Raw genomic sequence first — 24,627 nt, forward strand, 5'->3', positions numbered from 1 at the left:
TTTGTTGTTGCAAAAAAATTTATATTAGAATGTTAACGTGATATCTGCATCTTTTGCATATTCTAGAAATGTTACTGCACCGCCAACCTCTATTCCGTCGACAAATATGTCTTTTTCTAGTCCCATTACATCCATTGTCATCTGACAGCCAATAAATTTCACACCCAGCTCTTGTGCCATGTCTACTAATTCGGGAATGGCAGGAACATTTGCTTTTGCAAAACCTTCTGCAAAATGTTCTTTTCCCTCAGGCATTGGAAGTTGTTTATTTGCTTCCTTGTGAATTAAGTTTAATCCTTCAAACGTAAAGAAAATTGTAACTTCCATATCGGTTGCGGCTGCGGCCGTAGCAATATTAAACACCTTATATGCTTCAAATACTCCACCATTACTTGCAATAATCGCGACTTTTTTACTCATTTCAAATTCCTCCTAATTGTTTATACACAATTTTTATTTATTAAATCCTGTCGTTTTTCCAGTCCATTGACTCATACCAGGTATGACATTGAAAACTTGAGCAAAGCCTTTTGCAGAAAGCTTCTGAGCAGCTAGGTCACTCCGGTTACCAGTACGGCAGATTACATAAATTTCATCCTCTTTATTTAGTTCATTTATACAATTTTCTAAATCCCCTAACGGAATGGATAGTGCAACTGGAATATGATTAAAACCAAACTCTGCTTCTTCTCTTACATCCAGCACAACAATCTCTTCATTGTTTTTTAATTTTATATCCAATTCTTCATTAGTAATAACATTGGGGTGATTTCTCTCAAGTGTTTCATCATTTGAAGACTTTCGAATATAATGCTTCAGCACCTGTTCATCTTCCAGTGTACCTAAATATTGATTCCCCGTACTTTCTGCCCATGCTTTAATATCAGCTTTTGAGCCTTTATCAGTTGCTTGAATTTCCAATACTAGACCAGCCTCAAGATCATTTATGGCCTTTTTTGTTTTTACAATTGGCATAGGACAAGATAATCCTTTTGCATCAACAATTACATTAGCCTTTATGTTATTCATTACAAACCTCCATTTAGCATCTCTCATTATATATATTTACAGGTATGGGTATTTATAACTTAAAAAAAATTATTCTACAGGCCCTTTCCAGGCAAGCATTCCGCCTGTCATATTTTTCACCTTATACCCATAGCTTTCAAGAAATTGTGTTGCCCTACCACTTCTAGCGCCGGATCGACAAACGATGATATAGTCTTTTGATTTATCCAACTCATTCATGCGAAACTCAAGTAATCCCAAAGGAATATTATCAGCACCAGGAATTTTCCCAGCAGACACTTCATCTACCTCACGTACATCAATTAGTTTTAATTCTTTACCATCTTTGAGTAATTCTTCTAGTTGTTTAGCAGTTATCGTTTTCACCTTTTAAAGACCTCCATATGGTTATTGTTTACTTTAACAGCATTCATATAGTAAACCTCCGAAGTGTTAATTTCATACAATTTTGTAACCAACTACTTTTGAAAAGTTATCTTAAACAGTGATTAATATCACTGACAAGTTTTATATTATACCCCATTGGGTATTTTGTCAACATATCTAATTTAAAAACATAAAAAGATGTTAAACTGTCTACTGTCCCCAGTGTTTCTACCAGTTTATCCAATGCCCTTCTTGATCAATACTTGTCAGTCGAACCCAGCCATTTTGCACTTTTTGACGAGTTGCTGAATCAGCGTTTAATAGGCGTTCCACATGGCCGCTAGGTGCTTCAATTACGATTAGTAAACGAAGTGGAGAGTGATAGGATTCAGAATCGGATTTCATCACTGATTGCCAAGGTAGTCCTGCTAGCAAATCACTAGCGTTTCCCTGCATTACACCTAGACCAGCTGTAACGGTTTGGGTAGCTTTGTTTCCGCTGCCATAATAATGCGGTGCGACAGTTGACGCATAATATTGTAGATTAATCATTTGCGCAACCGTAGCTGGGCCTTTCATAATGTTGGCTAAAATTTCACCACTTTCATCCTGTTTCCAATCATAATTATGAAGGAATACTCGACCCTCCAAGTCACAATCCTGGGTAAGTTCACGTCTACCTATGATAAAAGCGGCATTCCGCGCTAATCCCCATTCTGGGCGAACCTCACTCCAGTCCTCTGCCAATCGGTGTGCCTCAACCTTTGGATTTTTTAATTCCAATTTTAAATTAGGTAATTTTGACAAACGTACTGCATTAGAATTTTGACTCACTTTTGATAATATTGCTTCAATAAGGGCAAATGCTTCTTGAGCTGGATTTGAAAGTTCAGGGACATAGAGCCACTTTAATTCATCCACAGTTGTAATATGCTCGGCAGCTATGAATACCGTTTCCTCTGGAATTTTTATCCCTTCCATTGATAGGGACTCCCTTACCTTTGGCAGATTACACAAGGTTGCTAACACTCTGGCATTGAACCCACCAGCAGCCCCACCACAGGCACCACAGTCAAGAGCAGCCCCATAAGGATTGTTTGTACTATGACTTCCGTGACCACAAATCACCACTAATGGGGCAAAATTATTTGTAAGCCCCATCATTTTCAGAGATTGCCGTACATAGTTCACTTTTTCTTCCTCGGAAAAACCAATCGGTATTTCTGCATTTTTTCCGTATACATGATCAAGTGTGACATTTGTTTTTGGTTTGGATAACCAGCTATCACGGACTTGTCGTATAAAAGATCCAGCTTTTTGTGGAAAAAAGCTGCGGCCCAACATTTGTAGACTAAGCCATGGACCACTTAACTCTGGTAACAAAAGGTTCGCCAACACGTTTTGTTTCATCTTTTTAAATGTATATCCAATCGATTGAACTACTTGTCGACGTTGTTTATATTCGTTTTGCTCTGAATCACTCGTTATTTCAATTACTTTATGTTTCGGTTTAAGAATAATTGGCAAAGATGAGTGACTAGAGTGGCTCCCTAATTTACTAGTGCTAATCGGTAACCCAAAAAATCCAGCAACTCCATAGGTTTCAAATGGGCCTTCCTGTTCAAGTTGACGTCGAAAAGGCTCTGAACGTACGTCAATACAGAAGGCAAACTGGGCCAATGGTGGTTGGAATTTTGTTTTGTTCCAAACACCTTGCCTAGAAGTGATTTTCCCTCTTAGCTGGTATTCATATGTTTGTTCCCATGCTTCTAGCCAAAGTTTTCTGCGCACCACGTGATCAAAACAGCTGGAGAATCTTATATACTCAGTTTGATTAGAAAATGATAATCGACTCCATTCTTCAATTGAAAGCTCCCCCCAATGAATCCAAGAAACTATCAGGGCAAGTATTGAGTCTTTTTTCTGAGAACCTTGATTTAGCAAATGAAGATATGGTTTTACCAATGCCCACTCCAAGGAAATTCTAACTGCTAAATACTCTGTTATACGTGAATATTCCTCCCCATTTTCTTGTGCTCGCCAAAGCAAGATGCCTGCCCATCCAGGTAGTTGCAGCAAGTGGCCCTCTAGATAATTCTGTATATCAGACTGCGGAATTCTTAGTGCTGACAATGCTTTTTCTAAAGCAATATTCGCTTCCTTTGGCCAATCCTTTAAATATTTCCGTTGCTTTCTACTTAGTGCTGGATCGTGCTGAATAAGCTGATGCCACGCACGATAAAACCCAATCTCTTTATTTGGCATTGTCCAGCCTGCTTGAGAATCATCCGAGTATAGCTTACACCATTTGATGACTTGATGATTGAGGCCATTCGTTACATTCATACCAAATGTATGATCCAATACCACACTTAACGGTTGTCTTTTTTCTGTTTCAAAACTTCTTAACTTAACACTTTTAAATTTGGAAGCTAGTTTTTTTAGCTCTTCTGATTCCATAAGATTAGCAGGTAACTCCTCTAGCTTTAAGGCTGCACGACAAAAGCGCTCCGCATACTCCCGCGGGAAATTAAAAGATTGTGAGTCGAGCCAACGCTCGAGACCCGCTTTAAGAAACTCTTCATCTATTTCATCATGGCTTTTTGCGTTAAGAACCATTCTAGCATTAGGAAAAATATCAATATCATGAATATTTTTTAACCATCTGGCTACCTGTTCAAATGATTGTTCTTCAAGTCCTATCCAGGGATTACGCGCAGCAAATGTTGAAATAGGTGAAAGTGGGACAATGACCCTACTAGCTGACTTGACTATATCAGGTAAATTAATTTTTTTTATAAAAGAGCTCTGATTTTGTATTTTTGGCTCTTTGGATAAAGCTGACGGTACGCCCATCATGAACTCCCTCCCTAAGATAAATATTGTTTAAGATAATTTGGATGACTTTCTACAGACCTTGTTTTTGCTTCTCCTAATCGTACGGCCCAGAGATAAAGAGTAGCAAAGGCTGCAGATGAACGATTACGTGTTATCCTTATTCCAATTTCACTACAAACCAACAACATTAAAACAATGATGGTTGCAGCCTTCATTGACGGCTCCGCAAATTGATAAACAGATGAATGAAGCAAATCATCAAATAGTTTATGGATGAGTAGGTATCCCATTACGAATCCACCTAATAGGGTCATACCTGCTACCCGGCTTATTTTCCCAACCCCTGAAGAAACAAGTCGTGTCCAAGAAAATGATATGGACCATCCAAAGATTAAGGCACTAATTAATGTATATCCCCCATAGGGAGCTAATAGCCAATACATAACTCCAACAAACAAGCCCAAAGCGCGTCCGCTATGTTTCCATATCTTTGATGATGTTTCATTTACACTGAGCGATTCTTCATGGTGATGAACCGCAGAACCACTTTGTAAGAAAAGCGTTGCTTTGAATAAGCCGTGTAGCACAAGATGTATAATGGCTGCAATATACGCCCCTAATGCACATTGAATGAGCATAAATCCCATCTGCGCAATCGTAGAACCTACTAACTGACGTTTATAGTCAACCTGAACTAAACTTATTCCAGTTCCAATCAAGACAGAAATACTAGCAAAGATAAGCAAAATCATTTGAGAGATATCACCATTAAACAGCGGTGAGAATCTAGTTAATATGATTCCACCGGCATTTACTAAGCCAGCATGCATGATTGCTGAAACTGGAGTAGGTGAAACGACAGACTCAATTAGCCAACGCTGAAATGGCCATTGAGCAGCGGGAATCATGACTGCTACTATCACCAATAAGTTAATCCCTGTCCTCTCCCAAGAACTGAGTGACAATAAGTTTTCATTAGTAAGTACATGGGACATCTGCCAGTTTCCCGTCACTTGATAAAGCCAAATTACAGCGCTGAGGAAAGTGAGCCAACTAACTGCAAATAAACGGGCCGTATAGGTTGCGACTACATTCGTTACCTTCCATCCTCTGTTTAAACGTAGAAGGAATATCAATCCTGTAAGGGTTAGCCCCCAACATATAATCAATAAACGAAAATCATCACTTAACCAAGCAACAGCTGCAAAACCTGTTGTGAATGTAAACAATGGAAAGTATTTTCTATATGAATGATCCCCAAGCAAATATCGTATAGTGAACCTTTGAATGACTAAACCGACCGTAAGTACAAAACAAGCCACCAGCCAGGCAAGGCGGTCCAGATGCCAAGGTCCAAGAATATTATTCACTTCTGAATTAAAAAGACCCATTAATGCAACTACTGGTGGTAAAGCAACCATACCGACATGTAAACGAACAAAATGTAAAGGCACACGTTTGTGTAATAGCAATAATCCACTTATCCCGGATAGAATGAGTAATACGAAAAATAACGTAAGTAGTAATGATGTGCTAATCGAATACATTTGCTTTCCTCCTCAAACATTTGACCAAATTAGAAAGACACGACTTTCTAATTAGTATAAAAAAAACCGACAAATTCAGAAGTAAAGCGGTTTGGTCCCACTTATACTGAATTGTCGGTTTATCTTCATCTGATCCGTCAATCTTATGAAAATCTCCCTAGAATATTTAATATCTAAACTAATAATTTTTTTCCAAATCATTATGCAATTTAAAAACAATAACCCGTTCCCCTGTATTCGTACTTATATCAGTATGAAAACTTTTTACTTCTTCCCCAGTTATTGTTAAAACCATTTCCTTTAGTTCCTCTATACCTGATTCAACTAATTCGGAGCGGGCTTTTTTAATTAATAGGATGCCCTCTTTTGTTTCACAAACAGAATGTTCAGCAGGTGTTAAAATCCCTTGCAGGTTCACAATAATCATATCTCGTAAAATATCTGTTTTAACAGCAATCGACCCACGTCCAAGAAAGTCCTTTTCCCATTGAGTAATCGCCTTACTAATCTCCGACTCAACAGACCCCTTTGTTTTTTGTTTCATAAAAACAACCCCCTATAACAAAAATCGGTATACTTCTAAACTAATTTCCCAAGTTTAGAAATATACCGATTTATTTTATTCTATCCTTCATTTTCTAAATTAGAACTTTTTCATACTACCAAATTGGATATTTAATAGGATGCTAAAGCCTTTAAAGTAAAAGAAGTTAAATAATATCACTCGGTTTTAAATTTAGTAATAATTTATACTAAAACAGTAGAAATGTCAACAAAAAACCATCTCATGTTCCCCATATTTTAAGTGATTTCATTCAAAAGATGGTTATAGTCGTGAATGATTATTTTCCCGTGATACATGGATAGTACTTTATGTTTCCGAAGATCATGTAACATTCTATAGACAGTTTCGCGATTTGTTCCACAAAAATAAGCTAAATCTTGAATTGTTAAGGGCGTATTACATACTATATCCCCATTGTCTTTTATGTCTCCAAATTTCTTTGATAAACGAATTATGGTTGAATAAAGTGCTCCTTTTTTCCCAAATAAAATCAAATCACGGAATTTTGATAATGTTTCTTGATATTCCTCATTCAACCACTTCATATACTCATTCAATAGATTATGATTTTGTAGCAATTTCTTCTCAAAATAATCTTTTTTGATGACGATTACCTCACCATCTTCAAGTACGACCGTATTCGATGACCGTTTTCCGTTATTTACAAATAGCATTTTTTCTCCAACCATATCTCCTACTGAATAAATACAAAAAGATATCTCTTTTCCTGTATGGGAAACTCCACTCTCCCTAATCCAACCTTTTTGAATAACATATAATTCATTTGCCGGCATTCCTTCTTGAAATAAGAAGGTCCCTTTATTTATTTTCATTGTTTGATTTGATGAATAAAGCATGTCTCTAAACTCATTGGAGAAACTTTTATTTTGAATGTTGCTCATCATTAACACCCACTTTTGATAAAATCTCTTCAATGAAGCCCACTTAGCAGCTTATACAAGCTATGATTAAAAACAAACTCGATTTTTTGTTAAGTTAATAGGTTCACCCAATAAATCTCCTTGGACAAAAGGCACTCCGATATATTTTGCGAGGGCAAGAGAAGTGGGTTCCTCAATTCCACCTAACACTACATGAATATCGTTGCGATATTTATTCACAAACTCCCTAATAATCCTTTGATTTTCTTCAGAATTCATTAGATTTTTAGCGAAAGATTTTTTCAATTTAATATACTCTGGCTCAAATATTGCAATTTTCTTAAACGTGGTTTGTTGGCTATCCACATCAACAAAGCTAATCAGAAAACCGCTTTGCTTCAAGAAAGAAAGAACTTTTTTTGATTTGGATATTTTTTCCATTATTTGACTATTTTTTTCATGAATTTCAATTACTGTTCTTTTAGTAGGAATCTCAAATTTCTTAAAAAGGCTATCAATAAAATATTTAAAATTTGGATGACAAAGAGTTGAAGTAGAAACTTTAAAAAATAAAAGTTTGTTTTTGCTATGAATATTTGCTATCAAAGATTGCTTCATAGAGAATGTTTCCGCTTGAAATATTTGGTTATGGTCCTTTGCCACTTTATTGCATAAAATATTACTTCCAAGTATTTTGTATTGAAGTAACACTTCGTATCCATGGATGTTCCAATCAGCAAGTCTAAACAATGGCTGATATAATTGGCTAGTACTATTTTGAAAACCCACAATTTTCTTTAGTAGTCCGCTCATATGACCTCCCCCATTTCCAAAAATTCAAACAAAAAAGTTTTTTATAGTAATTAATTTATTAAATTTTGTTTTACATCTTTTATATTTATGGGCCTTATTTTACCAGTTAAAAATTTATCAAAAATATGATTTTTATCACATTTTTGCGGAAAATAGCATTTTTTTGGCATATTATGTTTGTAACAATCATAAAGATATATGAATGTGGAAATGGAATGATTAAATGGTGCAACAATTTAACAAAGGACAATTTCCACAAGAGGTTTCATTACGTAAATAATCAGGATTATGAATAATGATATTTCTATGGAAAACTGATAAAACTTTTCGGTTGCTGAGATCCTTTAACATACGGTTCACTGTTTCACGAGAAGTACCGCAAAAATAAGCTAATTCTTGATTATTCAAAGGCATATTAAGAACAATATCACCGTTTTCCTCTTCTACACCGTATTTATTTGCTAGACGAATAATGGTTGAATAAAGAGCACCTTTTTTCCCATACAAAATTAAATGGCGAAGTTTTGTTTGTGTATTTTGAAAGCGCATATTCATCCACTTAATATATTGAACCGCAAGATCACTGTTTTGCATTAAAGTCTGTTCGAGATACTCCTTTTTAACTACGTAAACTTCCCCATCTTCAAGTACCTTCGCGTTCAATAAATGTTTTACTTTGGCTGTAAAAAGTGTGATTACTCCAATAATATCACCAGTTGTGTATATCTCGAGTGCTAACTCTTTTCCTTCATGGGATATTTTACTTACCATAACCCATCCATTTTTAACAATATACAATTCATCAATAGGCATACCTTCTTGACATAAGTAAGTTCCTTTTTTTATCTTCATGACATGTTCAGTATTATAGAGTATTTCGCTTAACTGACTAGAAGGAAAGTTTTCGAAAAAAGTTTTCATACTTATCACCTGAAATTAAATTATTATTATTTTTGATTCATGAGGAGTAATAGAAGAAGTAACACTTTTGATACTTTCTAATCTATTATTTCGCTTTAATACCAGCAGTGACAGGCTAGGCAAATTTTCCATTGAGATTCAGCAATTTAATAATTATCATTTATTCATTATATTACTATACAACCATGGAACACGTCATATATTTTAACTTATTCAAATTATCATTTGAATATTGATTGGAAAATTGTTTATAATATATTCAAACGTTCATTTGAATAAAAATAAAGGTGTGAAAATGAAATGGTCACAAAAGATACATGCGATATTTATTGCTTTAACGAAGATAAGGTGAATCGGATCCAGAGTGAAATGCCAAAAGAGGATTTAGGTAGTGTGGCACAACTTTTTAAAGCACTTGCAGATGAAAATAGAGCAAAAATTACTTATGCCCTATGCCAGGATGATGAGCTATGTGTATGTGACGTGGCCAATATCATTGGTGCGACTGTTGCTACAACATCTCATCATTTACGTACTCTTCATAAACAAGGGATTGTAAAATATCGAAAAGAAGGCAAGTTGGCTTTTTATTCGCTTGACGATGACCATGTAAAACAGTTAATGGACATTGCATTCGCACATACTAGAGAGGTAGAAATCAATGTCTGAACAAGCTATTTTAAATAACCAAGATACCAAAACTTATAGAGTACAGGGCTTTTCCTGAGCAAGCTGTGCAAAAACATTCGAAGAGAATGTGAAACACCTGGATGGTGTTATAGATGCTCAAGTTAATTTTGGCGCCTCGAAGATTACAGTATATGGAAGTACAACAATTGAAGCACTCGAAAAAGCAGGTGCTTTTGAAAACTTAAAATTGCGGGACGAAAGGGAACAAAGAATCGAAAGGGAACCAATTTGGAAGCAAAAAGAAAACCTTAAAGTCTATGTTTCTACTTTATTACTGTTGATTGCTTGGTTTTTAGGTCAGCATTACGGTGAGGGAAATATTTCACCAACGATTTGTTATGCAGCATCGATTCTAATTGGCGGTTACACATTGTTTAGTAAAGGCCTTAAAAATTTAAGCAGATTTAGGTTTGATATGAGTACGCTTATGACAATTGCCATCATCGGAGCTGCGCTGATTGGGGAATGGAGTGAAGGAGCCACCGTTGTGATTCTTTTTGCCCTTAGCGAAGCGTTGGAGCGTTTTTCAATGGATAAAGCCCGTCAGTCCATTGAATCATTAATGGATATTGCACCAAAGGAAGCGTTAATAAGACGAGGAAATCAAGAGTTCATGATTAGTGTGGATCACATTCAAGTTGGCGACATTATGATTGTAAAACCTGGACAAAAGTTGGCAATGGATGGGGTCGTCGTTAAAGGGACTTCTACTCTAAATCAAGCTGCGATTACGGGAGAATCGGTACCTGTTACAAAGACTATTGATGATGAAGTGTTTGCCGGCACACTAAATGAAGAAGGATTAATTGAAGTAAAAGTAACAAAATTAGTGGAAGATACAACGTTGGCAAAAATCATTCATTTAGTTGAGGAAGCTCAAGCTGAACGCGCGCCCTCTCAGGCGTTCGTTGATAAATTCGCAAAATATTATACACCAGTCATTGTTGTCTTAGCCTTTTTGATTGCAATCATCCCGCCATTATTAGGCGGCGATTGGAGCCATTGGATTTATCAAGGGTTGTCTGTGTTAGTAGTTGGATGTCCTTGTGCCTTAGTGATCTCCACCCCCGTTTCTGTTGTTACTGCCATTGGAAATGCTGCAAGAAATGGAGTATTAATTAAAGGCGGCATCCATTTAGAGGAAGCAGGTTCTTTAAAAGTCATTGCCTTTGATAAAACAGGAACACTGACTGAAGGCCTTCCTGTAGTGACAGATATTGAAACATTTGGCGAGGATGAATTTAAATTATTGGCTATAACTGCAGCAATTGAAAAAGGGTCCCAGCACCCCCTTGCTTCAGCGATTATGAAAAAGACAGAGGAATCCGCAGTAAATTACCAAGATGTTGTTGTCGAAGACTTTCAATCTATAACTGGAAAAGGGGTAAAGGCATACGTAAATAATGAATTGTATTACGTAGGAAGTCCTTCCTTTTTTGTGGATATCATCGCGAACGGCATTGATAATCACGCTATTACGGAAAAAATTTCAACCCTTCAATCACATGGGAAAACAGTCATGATTCTCGGAACAGAGAAGAAAATTCTTTGTTTAATTGCTGTAAGAGACCAATTGAGAAGTACATCAAAAGAGATTATTCAAAAACTACATCAACTTGGAATCGAAAAAACAGTTATGCTTACCGGAGATAATCAAAGAACAGCACAAGCAATTGGAAAAGAAGCAGGTGTGTCTGAAATAGAAGCTGATTTATTGCCAGAGGATAAATTAAACTTTATTAAAAATCTCCGTAAAAAATATCATAGTGTGGCGATGGTTGGTGATGGCGTAAACGACGCACCAGCACTTGCCGCATCGACAATTGGTGTTGCAATGGGTGGTGCTGGAACTGATACTGCACTTGAAACCGCTGATATAGCGTTAATGTCCGATGATCTTAGAAAATTGCCATTTACTATAAAATTAAGTCGAAAAGCGTTGGGAACGATTAAGCAGAATATTACTTTCTCTTTAGCAGTAAAAGCATTGGCATTGCTTTTAGTCATACCAGGTTGGTTAACCCTTTGGATTGCGATATTTGCAGATATGGGAGCAACGTTGATTGTGACCCTAAATAGTTTAAGATTATTAAGAGTGAAAGATTAAAAAAAGAGAGAAGTCGATTTAATTCACTTCTCTCTTTTTTCATTTATTTTTTTACTTACTATTATTTAATCGCATTTAATTGGTCAAGATAGCCTTTTAATGTTTCTTGGTTCATTGGTGCGAATCCTGTTTCACCTGCGAAATCATCAGCATTTTCTACTACGAATTTTGCATAATCCAATACCTGTGGTTTTTCTTTTGCATAATCCACATTTAGGTAAGTAAATACTGGGCGAGTGAATGGTGCATAATCTTTATCTTCACCAATCGTATCTAAGCCTGGTGCAACTGGGCCATTACCAAAGTCTACATTAACAGCTTGTAATTTGTCTGTATTACTTGCATAGTAACCATAGCCAAAATAAGCGATCGCATTTTTATCTTTAGATACCAAGTCTACTAATGTTGAATATTCTTGTTGTAGATTAATTGATTTAACTAATGGCTGTTCATCAAGAATGTTTTCAAAGAAAAATTCGTATGTTCCATGGTTTTCATTTGGTCCAAAAAACTTCACTTCTTCTTTCGGCCAATCAGGACGAATATCAGACCATAACACTTTATCATCCGCTTTTACTTTTCCAGAAGTAAACATCTTAATAATTTCTTCTTTCGTCATATCTTTTGCCCATGTATTTTCTTTATTAATAACAATCGTTAAGCCATCATAAGCAAGTTTCATTTCTAATACATTTTCACCCATCTTCATGCCTTTTTGTTCAAGCTGAGAAATTTCCTCATCTTTGATTGGTCTTGAAGCATCAGAGAAATCAAGTTCACCTGGAATAAACTTTTTAAAGCCCGCTGATGAACCTGCACGACCTACTTGAACACTTACGTTTTCTTGGGCTGTTGTCATATACTCTTCAGCAAGGCGTGCCATTAATGGATAAACAGTACCTGAACCATCAACAATAACGTCCCCCTCTAATTTTGCAGTCTGTTCCGTTTTATCTCCTGGTTGTTCGCCTTTAGCCTGTGATTCAGTTGTCTTTTGTCCACCACATGCAGCTGTAAAAGCAACTAATGCTACCATTACCAGCATTAAAATCAAGTTTTTCATGTTTTTCATTTCCAAATTCCTCCTATGTACTTTTCTATCTTTCTCAAAATCTACTTTACTTATTTTGTATTAAATACGTATAAAGCTAATATTAATATTTTGTAAAACAAGCTTTTTTTAAAATTTACAAAACAAATCATTTTAGTTCTTCAAACTTATACCCCACTCCTCGAATAGTCCTCACGAATATAGACTTCAAAACGTTCAGGAAAGATTTTAAAGTCGCCAACTACTATTTTATCTTCATTAGCTATTTCTCTAATTTCTTCATTATTTACTAACAGATTTCTTCTCAGAATCGCTTTTACTCGCGCAACCACTTCTCTTGGACTAAAGGGCTTCGTCATTAAGTTTTTGTAAAGATATCATGGGAAATTTACATTTTTTTAAGTGCATCTTAATATCCAGTTAACATCAATGTTTTATCCTAAAGGTAGAAATTACTGGTAACGAATAAAAATAAATAGTGATGGAGGATTTCGAATGATGAAAATAAGCATTCGGAAAACAATGATCATGCTGATACTTGTCTCAATAATCACTGGATAACATGTAAAGAAGGTGAAACCAATGGATAGTCATATTAATAGTCAGTTATTCTCGTCGGTGGGAAATACTACCTTTTACTCATATTTGAAGTATTTAAACAATAGAAGAAAAAAAGAACTTTTGAATTATAAACGATTTATAGAATTAAAGAAAATAATGGAGAATAAGTCATTAGATACATTTTTTCAACCGATTCTAAAATTAGATTCTGGAAAGACAATCGGCTATGAAGTATTAAACCGTCCCGCAGCTTCAAGCCTTTTCCCGAATACTGAAGCATTTTACGATTTTGTTGGCCAAACAGATCAGGTATTTTCTTTTGAATGCTTTTGTAGAAATTTATCCCTCACACGTTTTATCGATAATTTAACAGAAGAAGCACGCCAGAATACCTCATTGATTTTTATAAATATTCATCCCAAGGTGCTATTAGATGTCAATTACCAAAGCGGTGAGACTCTTCAACTTTTATATGAACTAGGTATAGAGCCTAGACAGGTTGTTTTTGAACTGACAGAGAAAAGTGCAGTTACTGACTTTTGTTTGTTTGAAAAAGTGCTCTCAAATTATCGTTCACAGGGCTTTCGAATTGCAATTGATGATGTAGGATCAGGATATAACAGCCTCAAAACATTAATATATTTGAAACCTGAATTTATAAAACTTGATCGATCACTTATCCAAAATATTGAGCAAAACCCAGCGCAACAACAATTGGTTACTTTAATCATCGAATATGCTAAACAATCTTTTACAAAAGTTATTGCAGAAGGAATAGAAACAGTGAATGAACTAAGGTTTATACGCGAAAAAGGGGTACATTACGGTCAGGGATATGCTCTTGGAAAACCAAAAGAGGATGTAAGACCTGGGAGTATGCCGCTTTTACCTATGATGTCTCTCGTGCAATCAAGAGAAAGCCGGTAATTAAACCTAAAAAAAGCCTTAGAATGATTGTGCACCAACATGTTATCATTGTTGGATCAACAATCCAATTCTACGGCTTATTTTTTTCATTTAACTCCCAAAACCCAGCTGATGAAAGGCTAATGCCATTCGATAATAGCCTGCACAATTGGGATGAATCCCTCCGATTGATAATAATTCGTGTTCTCGTCCTTTAAATACACTATGAATATCTGCAACCCTAACATTTTTCTGGCAATCGAATTTAGCAATCAATGAATTAAACATTTTAATCTCTTGATCTGCTATAGAGATATTAGGAAATGGGTTATATAAATTCGATAATCGGATGATGTAACGGTCTTGTTTTTCCATTTGATAAATTTTTTCTAGTATTGCGGAGTAATTTCGTCGTGATTGTTCAATAGCCTGCACCAAAATTCCATCATTATGATGAATAGTAAACTGCTTGGCGGCATTTATTAAATCATCACCGCCAGCAGTAATCGTAATGATATTTGCATATTTTACAGCTTCCACAACAATCGGGAGACATAGCATTGATAATACGTCTGCTGTCGTTGCACCTGAATGGGCATATTTCTTATATTGAATACATGTTTGTAAAGTTTGCTCGCTTAATTGTTTATAATATTCAACAAACGCGGGCTCAAAAGCTGGAACCCCCACACCAACAGTTAGTGAATCGCCTAACGCAAGATAACGCAATGGATTGGTTCCCATATTTTCACCTCAATTGATTAATTTCCCCTGAATGTTCAAGTGGGATAAAAACAGAACAATTTCTCCCATTTTTCTAAAAAAATAGTCTAAGTTACTATTTAACTCAGGTTGTAATCGATTTGGACAATCGGTAATGATTCCATCAATAGGCATCTTCTTCAATTTTTCATATATAGCCCTTTCATTTACAGGCCATACAAAGTTTTTAAAATTATTTTCTTTATACAGTTCAATCATATTTGGGGTTGCCCCTAAATAATGAATATTAATAAATTCACAATGAGTTAAGGATTTTAGTTGTTCTTCATAAGGAGGGAGACTAGCTAGGAAGCCTTTTGGAATCTCTGGTAGCAACTTGTGGAGCTTTTTTAGTGATATCGGATTAAACGATTGCACAATAACAGAAGAATCTCCTCTGTTATGCAAATTCCATTCCATTAATTCTCTTTTTAACTTTTTTTCAATACCCGGATACAATTGGGGATCTTTTAATTCAATTAAAAATTTGATTTTTCCATTATATCTTCGGAACACTTCTCTTAATGTAGGAATTCTCTCATATTTATAACTTGGATGAAACCAGCTCCCTGCATCCAATGTTTGGAGTTCTTCCAGTGTAAAGTTTTTCACAAACCCTTTACTGTTAGTGGTACGGTTGACCTTCGTATCATGTATAACGACAAGCTTCTGGTCTTTCGTCATTTGGATATCCATTTCGATATAATCCGCTTTTAATTGAAGTGCTTTATCAAATGCGGCTATTGTATTTTCCGGGGCGATGACAGAGGCTCCTCTATGTGCAATACAAAGAGGATTCCCTTGGCGGCTAGAATGATCGTTTAGGCCAACAATTATTAAAAGTATATAAAGTATAACAAGGTACATTCGTAAGCCACCTCGGTTATTGTGACACTCTTTTTCATTTTAAAGGTTCTTCTCTACTATATGTGTTAACAAAAAATGGGTAAAGGCTGTTTCACTATTCTGTGCGAGTTCTGATTTAAAAAGCTATGAAATATCCTTACAATGAAAAGAGGTGTTGTTAAATGAAAAAAAAATGGATTTCTCCTTATTTTACAACGAAAAGTTTAAATCCAGAAAACCAGGAATCACCGATTCACTTCCTTTACAAATGGCAAACCCCCACTGAATATTTTTACCGTAGAAATCATTTTCCTTATCCTGTTTTGTCTGAAAGAAACTTTTGGCTGCAAGTTGTTGGTGAGGTATCCCAGCCCATTTCAATCCGATATGATGAATTACCGTCAATGCCGATAAAAACCTTATTAATACCACTGGAATGTGCGGGCAACAAAAGAGCAAATTTCAATCCAAAAGTATATGGTGAACAATGGGAGGATGGTGCTATAAGCCAAGGGAAGTGGACTGGAGTACCATTGAAGTACATCCTTCAAAAAGCAGGTATTTCAAGTAATGTAAAAGAAGTCATCTTCGAAGGAACTGATTTCGGTACAAAACCAACACTCCATGGAAGCATCCCTTTTGTAAGAAGTCTTCCAATTGAGAAAGCACTGCATATGGACACTATTATAGCTTTTCAATATAACGATCACCCTCTTACTTTAAAGCATGGCTATCCTATGAGATTGGTTGTACCTAATTGGTATGCGATGGCCTCTGTTAAATGGCTACGAAAAATCACCGCCATCAATCATACTTTTAGTGGACCTTTCCAAACCGATGATTATGTATATTATCCCTATAAAAGCAGTGATAAAGACAAACTTCCTGTAACCATTATGAATGTCAACTCCACTATACAGAAACCGAAAAATTACTCCATTCTAAATACAGGGACACACCAGATCAAAGGAATTGCTTGGACAGGGAAAGGATTTATTACAGAGGTGCAAGTCAGTTTCGACAAAGGTGAAACTTGGCGGCAGGCAACTATTAATAAAATACCGCAAGAGCAATACTCTTGGATAAATTGGTCGTTTGAGTGGAAGGTTGACAAAAAAGGTGAATACACCATTTATGCAAGAGCAAAGGATTCAGAGGGGCGAATTCAACCGCTGGCTCCGTTTTGGAACAGAAAAGGATATGGTTATAACGCTGTAGCAAAGGTAGATGTAAAGTTTGAATGAATGGGAAGCCTGTACCTTTTATATAATACTAGATACAGGCTCCATTAATTATTCTATTATTCCTCGCCAAGCAAGCATACCGCCCGCCATATTTTTAACTTTATATCCGTAGCTTTCAAGAAATTGTGTAGCAAGGCCACTCCTACCACCGGAATGACAAACAACAATATATTCTTTTGATTTGTCCAACTCGTTCATTCGAAATTCTAATAATCCTAATGGAATATTTTCTGCACCGGGAATTTTCCCAGTAGCAACTTCCCCTACTTCGCGCACATCAATTATATTTAGTATATTGCCTTCATTTAGAAGTTCCTCTACTTCTTTAGCAGTGATATCATTCATTAGATCTCCACCTATCCTTTTCATTAAAACATATCATCCTTAACCTGACTGACAAGGTTTATAATATAACCCGTGCGGGTATAAAGTCAACATTTTCACATAGTAAATATAATAATGGCATCTACCTAGGAATGTCAAAAAAAAAAGCCCTAATAGGGCCTTTTTATAAAACATCTATATCTTTTATGCACGTTCAAACATTTCACTAAAACTTGACCAATCGTTTATAATAATGACCTTTTCCTCGACCGTAATAATATCTTGCTTTTTTAATTTTGAAATCACACGGCTAATACTTTCTCGAGTTGACCCTATGATATTGGCCAACTCTTGCACTGTTAAAGGAATTTCGATTTTGATTCCATTTTGCGTTTCGATTCCAAATTCGCGGGCAAGCCTTTCTAACGTCTTGACAGTTTTGCTGTAAACATCAAGTAAAGCTAGGTCGCGTAAGGTGGAAGTAAAGAAGCGCAGTTCTGTTCCCATTAAACGAATCATGGCTCTTGATAAACCCGGATTTATGGCGATTGCTTCCTCTAAATCAGAATTTAAAAAATATAAAACCTCTGTAGGCTCCAACGTTTGAGCAGTTTCATTATAGGAAATGTTTGACTTAGTAAACAAGGAATTTTCCGCAAAAAGACTTCCAGACCGCTTAATACCAACAACAATTTCCTTTCCTTCCTGACTACTCTTTTTAATTTTCACAATACCGCTTTTTACAAAGAAAACGGCTTTTGCTTCATCCTCTTCGTGAAAAATATACTCCCCTTTTTTATAGGTAGCCGCTTTAACTTTTGAAACTAAATCGCTCATGATATAATCAGGCAAGTCTTTAAAAATAGGGAGGCCCCTTAGAAACTCTTCATACATTATGCTTGACCCTCACATTCTTAATTTTCTATACTTTTAATTATCCTTTTAAGTATAAATAATAAGTGTGATATATATCACACTTATTGCATATTCACATATTCTTCACAATTCGGTTGATTTTTAATAAAGGATTCCTCTAAAGAAGTCCGAATCCCCACCTACATTCATACAATTTTAAAAAATAGCAGGGACGAATTGATTCTAAATTCGTCCCCGCTATTTTCCGTTGTAATTATTCTTGATAATTGCACACCTGTTTTCACCTTACAAAAATCTGTTAACAATTATATACGAAGTACAAGATACTGGCCTTGTCCAAATACATTTTTAACATAATCGATTTTTGCATGATCCAAATAGGCTTGATCCTTATTCTTTACTAAAAATTGAACCCCGCTTTGTTCAATTATTTCATCATCATCTGAAGCTGACTCCTCCAGAGCCAGTCGTAGTTTTGGCCCCCCTCAGCAAAGTTCCATTGTTAAGCGAATTAATGGCATTTCCCCCGTTTGAAGGATATCCTGATATTCTTTCGTAATCTGGTTAATCGCGGTTTCGGTTATTTTTACCATAAAATAAACCCTCCGTAAAAAAGTTTACTACTAACTAATAACCAACAATAGGATGTGTCTGAATATATACCTTTGTAGGTATTTTATTAAATAGAAAAAGAAATGTCAATGATGAGACTTTTCTAAGAGTGATTCAGTTTACTAAAATGTTTTCGATCTTTTTATCCTTTTCATTAATCCAATAATAATGAATAGAATCGAGATATCCAAAGCAAAAACGTTGATCCAATTATTGATATTAATTTCGAAAAGGTCCTCTATTAATATGACTGGGATTCTTGTGATTGGGTCTTTAAGCAAACCTAATATGGCGATATGTGCAATGAGTCCGGATGCAATAACCTGTATAATTGATGATTTTGTCAAGATATAAAAAAATGAATCCAGTAGAAGAAATACAGTAGTGATGCTTAAAAAAATGCCAATCATTATAAATACGGGATTCGTTGACAGCTCTGCTGTAATTAATACACTATCTATGCATATGGTGAAGTCTGTCATTAGAATGATTAGCATCATTTGTACGATTGTTTTATTTGGTTGATTCCTAGCCCCACAATCCTTTGGAGTTAAGAACGCTAAACGGAAGGCAATATATAGAAGAATCACTCCCGTAATAACACGAAATCCGGGTATGTCTTCTAAATATTGTATAATACTAACGTACAAAGTTCTGCTTAACGTTAAACAAACAACAATATTGAGAAACAATGTTCTAATCTGATACCCGTACTTCCGGATAATGGCCGAAATGATCAGAAAATTATCAATATCGTTGATAACATTCATAATATAGATTCTCAAAATGTCCCCCAAAATATGCCACTCCCAGCCAAACTTAGGAATTTGCAATAAAAATTACAATTCCTTTCTAAATGACTATGTCTGTACGATTGAAAAATTACAAAAAAGAGCCTACTATTCGCAGACCCTTTCTTGGTGTATGTATATCGCTAGGCATTCGTATCCTGTAGGTTACATGCTGGGATTACTATTGCTTGTAGTTATCTATATTATAATTAGGATTCATGAGTTGTTTTTCGAGTAGTAACGCTTTTTCTTCTTCTTTTTTAGATATTTTCATCACAATTTTCACTGTTAAAAAAGCACCGAGTATAAAAATTGCCACAATAATTAATGATGGAATATATTCTAGTTTATTATCTGGAAAATATAAAAAATTGCCCAATTGATACCCCCCCTTCAAATCATGTAGTCGCATTTTACTTTGTCTTTTATTATAATGCATTTTACAAATCCATACCAATTTTCTGTTTAAAATAAACAACGCCCGAGGCGATAAGCCTACGAGCGTCAACATCTTCTATTCAACTGCTTTTTTCATTTCAATAATCAAGATGTGCGATGTTTCAGTTGCATGTATTGTGATGTCTTCTTCAACAATCTCCATTCCATCTCGTTCAGTTAACTCAATTTCATTAATAACCGATGTTCCTTCAATTTGAACTAAATAAGCTTGCCTTCCTTCTTTTACAGGGAAGCTAATCTCTTTTCCTTGCTCGAGTTCTAGAGAATAAATGTTGGCATCCTGGTTAATTTTGATTGGGGCCTCCCCGTCTAAACTGGACACCATGTGCAACCATTGATTCTTTCTGTCTTCCCATTTAAAGCGATAATCACCATAGTTTGGCCTATAGCCATTTTGATTTGGAAAAATCCAAATTTGCAACAATCTGAGCATATCTTCCCCATAATTATACTCACTATGAAGCACCCCTGTACCTGCGCTCATGTATTGAACCTGGCCGCGGGTAATTGTATTTTTATTACCCATACTATCACTATGGGTTAAATCTCCGTTCACAACATAAGAAATGATCTCCATATTGCTGTGGGGATGCGTTCCAAAACCTGTTTGCGGTTGAATTAAGTCATCATTGATTACCCGTAAAACCCCAAACTGAATATTATCAGGATTATAATATTCAGCGAAGGAAAAATGAAATTTACTTTGTAACCAGCCAAGGTTACTGGCCCCCATGTTGTTGCTATCAATTTTTCTTAACATTTTTTTCACTCCATTCGATAAAACAAACTATTGCTAATTAGTATATTACTAATTTGAGATAATAACCTAAAAAAATATCAAGCTTGAGCATGATATCCTAATTTTTTTAAAAGTTCAATTAGCAGCTTTTTTTCATTGGAATCCAAGCCACTGCATATTTCTGTAATGGCCGCTTTATGTTTCGGAAATACTTCATTCATAAATTCAGTGCCTGTTGGTGTTATGACAGCATAGGTAATACGGCGATCCTTTGGACAAGGTTTTCTCTCTAGTAATTTTTTCTTTTCCAATTTATCGACCACATACGTAATACTGCTGCTTGCAATTAATACTTTTTCACCGATTTTTTGGATAGGTTGATCTCCTTTACTGTAAATCAACTCAAGCACACCGAACTCCGTCGGGTTAAGTCCTAAACACCTAATATCCTCTTCCACTCGCTTTTTGATTGATTGCAAAGCCCGGGATAAGACAACAAAGACCTTTAAAGATAATTCCTCTTCGATATATTTTTCGTCTTGAATTTCCATGAATATCAATCCTCTTCTTATCTCGAATTCGAGATAATTATACATTAAATGATTTTTCAATGTCAATGAATGAGGCAAAATAAAAGCCAAATTTCCTGCTGACATTAATAGGAATTTGGCTAAAATATGGATTATAAATCGTTTATAACAATATAAGTTGCCTTTGCTGGGCCGTGTACACCCACCACAAGGTTTAACTCGATATCTGCAGAGTTACTAGGTCCACTGATAAAATTAACAAGAGATGGCATATGGCCAGTTTTTAAATATTTTTCTCTTATTTTTTCTGTAGCTTGGGTCAACCTCGGGACAAGCGTACTGATTGGTACAAGTACAACTAAGGCTTCCGGCAGAAAACCTACTGTTCTTCCTCTTTCCTTGGCACTATACAACACAACGGTTCCCGACTCAGCAAGGGTCGTCTCACTAATGGTAATCCCAATATTAGCATGTTCCGCTTTTTTTACGTTTTCAGTCCCTTTTGTGTAATCCCATTCATAGACATCAAAGTTTTGACTAGGCCATTCCTGCTTAAAAAGAGAATCAAGTCCCCATTTGGAGAATCGTTCATCCTTCCAGGTAACGATTGGACCTCCGCCGTAGTCGTTTACTACCTTAGCTAGGGTCGAAGACAAGCCGCTGCTATCGGTTGTATATAGGCTTGTATGGATTTTTTTACATTGTTCCTTTAAAAGCTCAAGCAGTTCATCCTGTGTTGCATTTTTTAACACTTCCAATTGTGGCATATATTTCCACGCTGGTCTATCTAACGGAGAAGAAATCCGTGAACGCCCCAATCGACTGGCAATTTTATTTAAAAATTCATCGCGGTTTTGGATGGTTCCACTCATGTTATTTCCCTCCTTTATCACGGTTTTTAAACCAATCTCTGAATCTCTCTTTATTTGGTGCTGGAAACTCACGGCTTTCAGTCCAAGCCTTCAATGGTCCTACACCCTTCGTGAATTTTTCCCCATCTGTAAAAGAATTCATTGCAGTTGAGGCAAGTTTAGAGCCAATATTATAAAGTGCTGGCGAAGATGCACCGAGCCCGAATGCCTTCATAGCCATTTTTTCCGTAAATGGTGCCTTTCCTTCTTTTTCAACGATAATTTCACGATGCTTATGAATAAGGTTGTGCAACGGAATTTTCACTGGACAAACCTCAGTGCAGGCACCACATAGTGTGGATGCATATGGGGGTTCTTTATATTTCTCGTAGCCCCCAAACAGCGGTGATAACACAACCCCAATTGGACCAGAATAGATTGAGCCGTAGGCATGACCGCCAATTTGACGATAAACCGGACAAACATTGACACATGCTGCACAACGAATACATTGCAGCGCAGCCTGGAACTCACCGCCAAGAATCTCGGAGCGGCCATTATCGAGAATGACTAGATGGAATTCTTCGGGACCATCCACATCAAACTCTTCTCTTGGTCCTGACACCACCGTTACATAGCTGGATAAGCGTTGACCAACTGCACTTCTAGTTAGCATAGAGACCAACACGTCTAACTCTTCAAAGGTTGGAACAATTCGCTCCATGCCCATGACAGTAATCTGTGTTTTCGGAAGAGATGTCGTTAAATCCGCGTTGCCTTCATTTGTAACAATCGTAATCGAGCCTGTTTCAGCTACAGCAAAATTACAGCCGGTAATGCCAATATCCGCCGTTAAATATTCCTGCCGCAGCATTTTGCGCGCATGTCCTGCCAACTCCACAGGCTCATTTGACTTTGTATAGCCCAGTTTTTTCGCAAAAACATCCCGAACTTGATCTCTGTTTTTATGTAGAGCTGGAGCGACAAAGTGGGAGGGTATATCCTCATCCACTTGGAGGATATATTCACCAAGGTCAGTCTCAACAACCTTGCAGCCATCTTTCTCAAGAGCAGCATTCAGGCTAATCTCTTCTGTTACCATTGATTTTGACTTGACAATTTTTTTGGCATTTTTCTTTTTCACAACTCCACGGATATACTCCGTCGCTTCTTCTGCTGTTTGTGCGAAAAAGACATGTCCGCCGCGCTTAGCGACATTTTCACTTAATTGCTCCAAATAATAATCTAAATATTCTAGAACGTGCTGGCGAATTTCCTCAGCATGGGAGCGCCACTCTTCCCAGTTTCCAAGCTCCGCAGCAGCAATCCTTCTTTTCATTTCAATGCTATCCTGCGCACCAGCAACCGCGCCGCGCATAAAAGAATCTTCGAGTCCCTTATCAACTCGAGTCTTGAATGGTTGATTGCTAATTTCAATTGCCATCTGAATCCCCCCTATTTAACGACTATTTAATACTTCAGCTATATGCAATACCTTTATTGGTTTCCCTTTCCGCCCGATGCGGCCGCCAATATTCATGAGACAACCGGCATCAGCGCCAATTAGGTATTCAGCTCCGGTTTCCTCTACATGACGCACTTTTTCATCAACCATTTGCTCTGAGATATCAGGCATTTTAACGGAGAACGTACCCCCAAAGCCGCAGCATTTGTCCTTTCCAGGTAGGTCCGTGACTTTTAACCCTTTAACATTTTTTAATAGGATCATTGGCGGCTCCTTAACCCCTAAAAGCCGAGTCATGTGACAGGATGTATGATATGTAGCCGTACCCTCAAATTTTGCACCAACATCCTCCACTTTTAGAACCTCGACGATAAATTGGGTAAGCTCGTACGTTTTATCCGCTAATTCATTTGCTTTCGGCTCCCATATTGGATCGCCCGCAAAGATATGTGGATATTCTTTGAACATGTAAGCACATGAACCTGATGGAGAAACCACGTATTCAGCATCTTTAAACGTCTCCATCATTTGCTTCATAGCTTCTTTCGATTCTTTTACATACCCGCTGTTATATGCTGGCTGCCCGCAGCAAATTTGTGATTCCGGAAAATCAATTTCACAGCCAAGTCTTTCAAGCAATTCAACCGTTGCTTTGCCAATATTGCTTTGAAACATATCTACTAAACATGTAGCAAACAACGAAACCTTCATATTTTCCATCTCCCTGTTTTATTAAGTATGGTAATCAGGTCATCTGATGACTTAAATAAAAAAATAATTGTATTGATTGTTTTATAATACAATAAAAAAGCTCGTTTTTTAAGCTAATTCAAGAAAAAATCAAAAAAATGCA

General features: G+C 36.3%; 26 protein-coding genes. 4 read left to right on the forward strand and 22 right to left on the reverse strand.

Annotated features, from left to right (window positions below; genetic code table 11):
* Positions 1-24: 24 nt before the first annotated feature.
* From ACNQFZ_RS04935 to ACNQFZ_RS04975, 9 genes are all read right to left on the reverse strand, one after another.
* Entirely contained in the window at positions 25-420 is a 396-nt protein-coding gene (locus ACNQFZ_RS04935) for a DsrE/DsrF/DrsH-like family protein (RefSeq protein WP_458414239.1), read from the reverse strand.
* A gap of 33 nt (positions 421-453) precedes the next feature.
* Positions 454-1,029 (reverse strand): sulfurtransferase TusA family protein, encoded by a 576-nt coding sequence (locus ACNQFZ_RS04940; RefSeq protein WP_458414240.1) that lies wholly within the window; start codon positions 1,027-1,029, stop codon positions 454-456.
* Between the two features lie 69 nt (positions 1,030-1,098).
* The gene (locus ACNQFZ_RS04945; RefSeq protein WP_458414241.1) at positions 1,099-1,395 is read right to left on the reverse strand and encodes a rhodanese-like domain-containing protein; all 297 of its coding nucleotides are present in this window, start codon (positions 1,393-1,395) and stop codon (positions 1,099-1,101) included.
* A gap of 228 nt (positions 1,396-1,623) precedes the next feature.
* Entirely contained in the window at positions 1,624-4,251 is a 2,628-nt protein-coding gene (locus ACNQFZ_RS04950; protein ID WP_458415313.1) for a DUF2309 domain-containing protein, read from the reverse strand.
* A 14-nt stretch (positions 4,252-4,265) separates the two neighbouring features.
* On the reverse strand, positions 4,266-5,780 hold the full coding sequence (locus tag ACNQFZ_RS04955) for an NADH dehydrogenase subunit 5 (protein ID WP_458414242.1): 1,515 nt from the start codon (positions 5,778-5,780) through the stop codon (positions 4,266-4,268).
* Between the two features lie 178 nt (positions 5,781-5,958).
* Positions 5,959-6,324 carry a DUF2294 domain-containing protein gene (locus ACNQFZ_RS04960; RefSeq protein WP_458414243.1) on the reverse strand — a complete coding sequence of 122 codons (366 nt, stop codon included), beginning with the start codon at positions 6,322-6,324 and terminating at the stop codon, positions 5,959-5,961.
* 257 nt (positions 6,325-6,581) lie between these two features.
* Positions 6,582-7,280, reverse strand: a complete 699-nt coding sequence (locus tag ACNQFZ_RS04965) for a Crp/Fnr family transcriptional regulator (protein WP_458414244.1) — start codon at positions 7,278-7,280, stop codon at positions 6,582-6,584.
* Positions 7,281-7,313: 33 nt separating this feature from the next.
* Complete coding sequence (locus tag ACNQFZ_RS04970; protein ID WP_458414245.1) at positions 7,314-8,039, reverse strand: EAL domain-containing protein; 726 nt, start codon at positions 8,037-8,039, stop codon at positions 7,314-7,316.
* A gap of 219 nt (positions 8,040-8,258) precedes the next feature.
* Positions 8,259-8,960: a Crp/Fnr family transcriptional regulator gene (locus ACNQFZ_RS04975; protein ID WP_458414246.1), complete on the reverse strand. Its 702-nt coding sequence runs from the start codon at positions 8,958-8,960 to the stop codon at positions 8,259-8,261.
* 300 nt (positions 8,961-9,260) lie between these two features.
* On the opposite strand from ACNQFZ_RS04975, the gene ACNQFZ_RS04980 reads away from it, so the two are divergent.
* Positions 9,261-9,629, forward strand: a complete 369-nt coding sequence (locus ACNQFZ_RS04980) for an ArsR/SmtB family transcription factor (RefSeq protein WP_458414247.1) — start codon at positions 9,261-9,263, stop codon at positions 9,627-9,629.
* Positions 9,622-11,757: a heavy metal translocating P-type ATPase gene (locus tag ACNQFZ_RS04985; protein ID WP_458414248.1), complete on the forward strand. Its 2,136-nt coding sequence runs from the start codon at positions 9,622-9,624 to the stop codon at positions 11,755-11,757. The genes ACNQFZ_RS04980 and ACNQFZ_RS04985 overlap by 8 nt, the downstream gene beginning before the upstream one ends.
* 61 nt (positions 11,758-11,818) lie before the next feature.
* Here the strand turns inward: ACNQFZ_RS04985 and ACNQFZ_RS04990 are convergent, their stop codons facing one another.
* The gene (locus ACNQFZ_RS04990) at positions 11,819-12,829 is read right to left on the reverse strand and encodes a PstS family phosphate ABC transporter substrate-binding protein (RefSeq protein WP_458414249.1); all 1,011 of its coding nucleotides are present in this window, start codon (positions 12,827-12,829) and stop codon (positions 11,819-11,821) included.
* Positions 12,830-13,390: 561 nt separating this feature from the next.
* On the opposite strand from ACNQFZ_RS04990, the gene ACNQFZ_RS04995 reads away from it, so the two are divergent.
* Positions 13,391-14,296, forward strand: coding sequence for an EAL domain-containing protein (locus tag ACNQFZ_RS04995; protein WP_458414250.1), 906 nt, complete (start codon positions 13,391-13,393; stop codon positions 14,294-14,296).
* 90 nt (positions 14,297-14,386) lie between these two features.
* Here ACNQFZ_RS04995 and ACNQFZ_RS05000 read toward each other — a convergent pair whose 3' ends face one another.
* Positions 14,387-15,019 carry a GDSL-type esterase/lipase family protein gene (locus ACNQFZ_RS05000; RefSeq protein WP_458414251.1) on the reverse strand — a complete coding sequence of 211 codons (633 nt, stop codon included), beginning with the start codon at positions 15,017-15,019 and terminating at the stop codon, positions 14,387-14,389.
* Between the two features lie 9 nt (positions 15,020-15,028).
* Positions 15,029-15,904: a glycerophosphodiester phosphodiesterase gene (locus ACNQFZ_RS05005; protein ID WP_458414252.1), complete on the reverse strand. Its 876-nt coding sequence runs from the start codon at positions 15,902-15,904 to the stop codon at positions 15,029-15,031.
* Between the two features lie 161 nt (positions 15,905-16,065).
* Here ACNQFZ_RS05005 and ACNQFZ_RS05010 point away from each other — a divergent pair, with 161 nt between their 5' ends.
* A complete protein-coding gene (locus ACNQFZ_RS05010) occupies positions 16,066-17,127 on the forward strand; it encodes a sulfite oxidase (protein WP_458414253.1) in 1,062 nt (353 codons plus the stop codon).
* Positions 17,128-17,175: 48 nt separating this feature from the next.
* Here the strand turns inward: ACNQFZ_RS05010 and ACNQFZ_RS05015 are convergent, their stop codons facing one another.
* The 10 genes from ACNQFZ_RS05015 to ACNQFZ_RS05060 form a co-directional block, all read right to left on the reverse strand.
* Positions 17,176-17,472: a rhodanese-like domain-containing protein gene (locus ACNQFZ_RS05015; RefSeq protein WP_458414254.1), complete on the reverse strand. Its 297-nt coding sequence runs from the start codon at positions 17,470-17,472 to the stop codon at positions 17,176-17,178.
* A 183-nt stretch (positions 17,473-17,655) separates the two neighbouring features.
* Complete coding sequence (locus ACNQFZ_RS05020; RefSeq protein WP_458414255.1) at positions 17,656-18,345, reverse strand: Crp/Fnr family transcriptional regulator; 690 nt, start codon at positions 18,343-18,345, stop codon at positions 17,656-17,658.
* 287 nt (positions 18,346-18,632) lie between these two features.
* Positions 18,633-18,794: an iron-sulfur cluster biosynthesis family protein gene (locus tag ACNQFZ_RS05025; RefSeq protein WP_458415314.1), complete on the reverse strand. Its 162-nt coding sequence runs from the start codon at positions 18,792-18,794 to the stop codon at positions 18,633-18,635.
* 267 nt (positions 18,795-19,061) lie between these two features.
* Positions 19,062-19,724, reverse strand: coding sequence for a TerC family protein (locus ACNQFZ_RS05030; protein ID WP_458414256.1), 663 nt, complete (start codon positions 19,722-19,724; stop codon positions 19,062-19,064).
* A 187-nt stretch (positions 19,725-19,911) separates the two neighbouring features.
* Positions 19,912-20,109: a hypothetical protein gene (locus tag ACNQFZ_RS05035; protein WP_458414257.1), complete on the reverse strand. Its 198-nt coding sequence runs from the start codon at positions 20,107-20,109 to the stop codon at positions 19,912-19,914.
* 135 nt (positions 20,110-20,244) lie between these two features.
* Positions 20,245-20,949, reverse strand: a complete 705-nt coding sequence (locus ACNQFZ_RS05040; RefSeq protein WP_458414258.1) for a pirin family protein — start codon at positions 20,947-20,949, stop codon at positions 20,245-20,247.
* A gap of 77 nt (positions 20,950-21,026) precedes the next feature.
* Positions 21,027-21,479 carry a MarR family winged helix-turn-helix transcriptional regulator gene (locus ACNQFZ_RS05045; RefSeq protein WP_458414259.1) on the reverse strand — a complete coding sequence of 151 codons (453 nt, stop codon included), beginning with the start codon at positions 21,477-21,479 and terminating at the stop codon, positions 21,027-21,029.
* A gap of 131 nt (positions 21,480-21,610) precedes the next feature.
* Entirely contained in the window at positions 21,611-22,330 is a 720-nt protein-coding gene (locus ACNQFZ_RS05050) for a LutC/YkgG family protein (protein ID WP_458414260.1), read from the reverse strand.
* Position 22,331: 1 nt separating this feature from the next.
* Entirely contained in the window at positions 22,332-23,753 is a 1,422-nt protein-coding gene (locus ACNQFZ_RS05055) for a LutB/LldF family L-lactate oxidation iron-sulfur protein (RefSeq protein WP_458414261.1), read from the reverse strand.
* A 15-nt stretch (positions 23,754-23,768) separates the two neighbouring features.
* On the reverse strand, positions 23,769-24,485 hold the full coding sequence (locus ACNQFZ_RS05060) for a (Fe-S)-binding protein (protein WP_458414262.1): 717 nt from the start codon (positions 24,483-24,485) through the stop codon (positions 23,769-23,771).
* Positions 24,486-24,627: the final 142 nt, after the last annotated feature.

The organism is Schinkia acidoalkalinis (assembly GCF_054301215.1).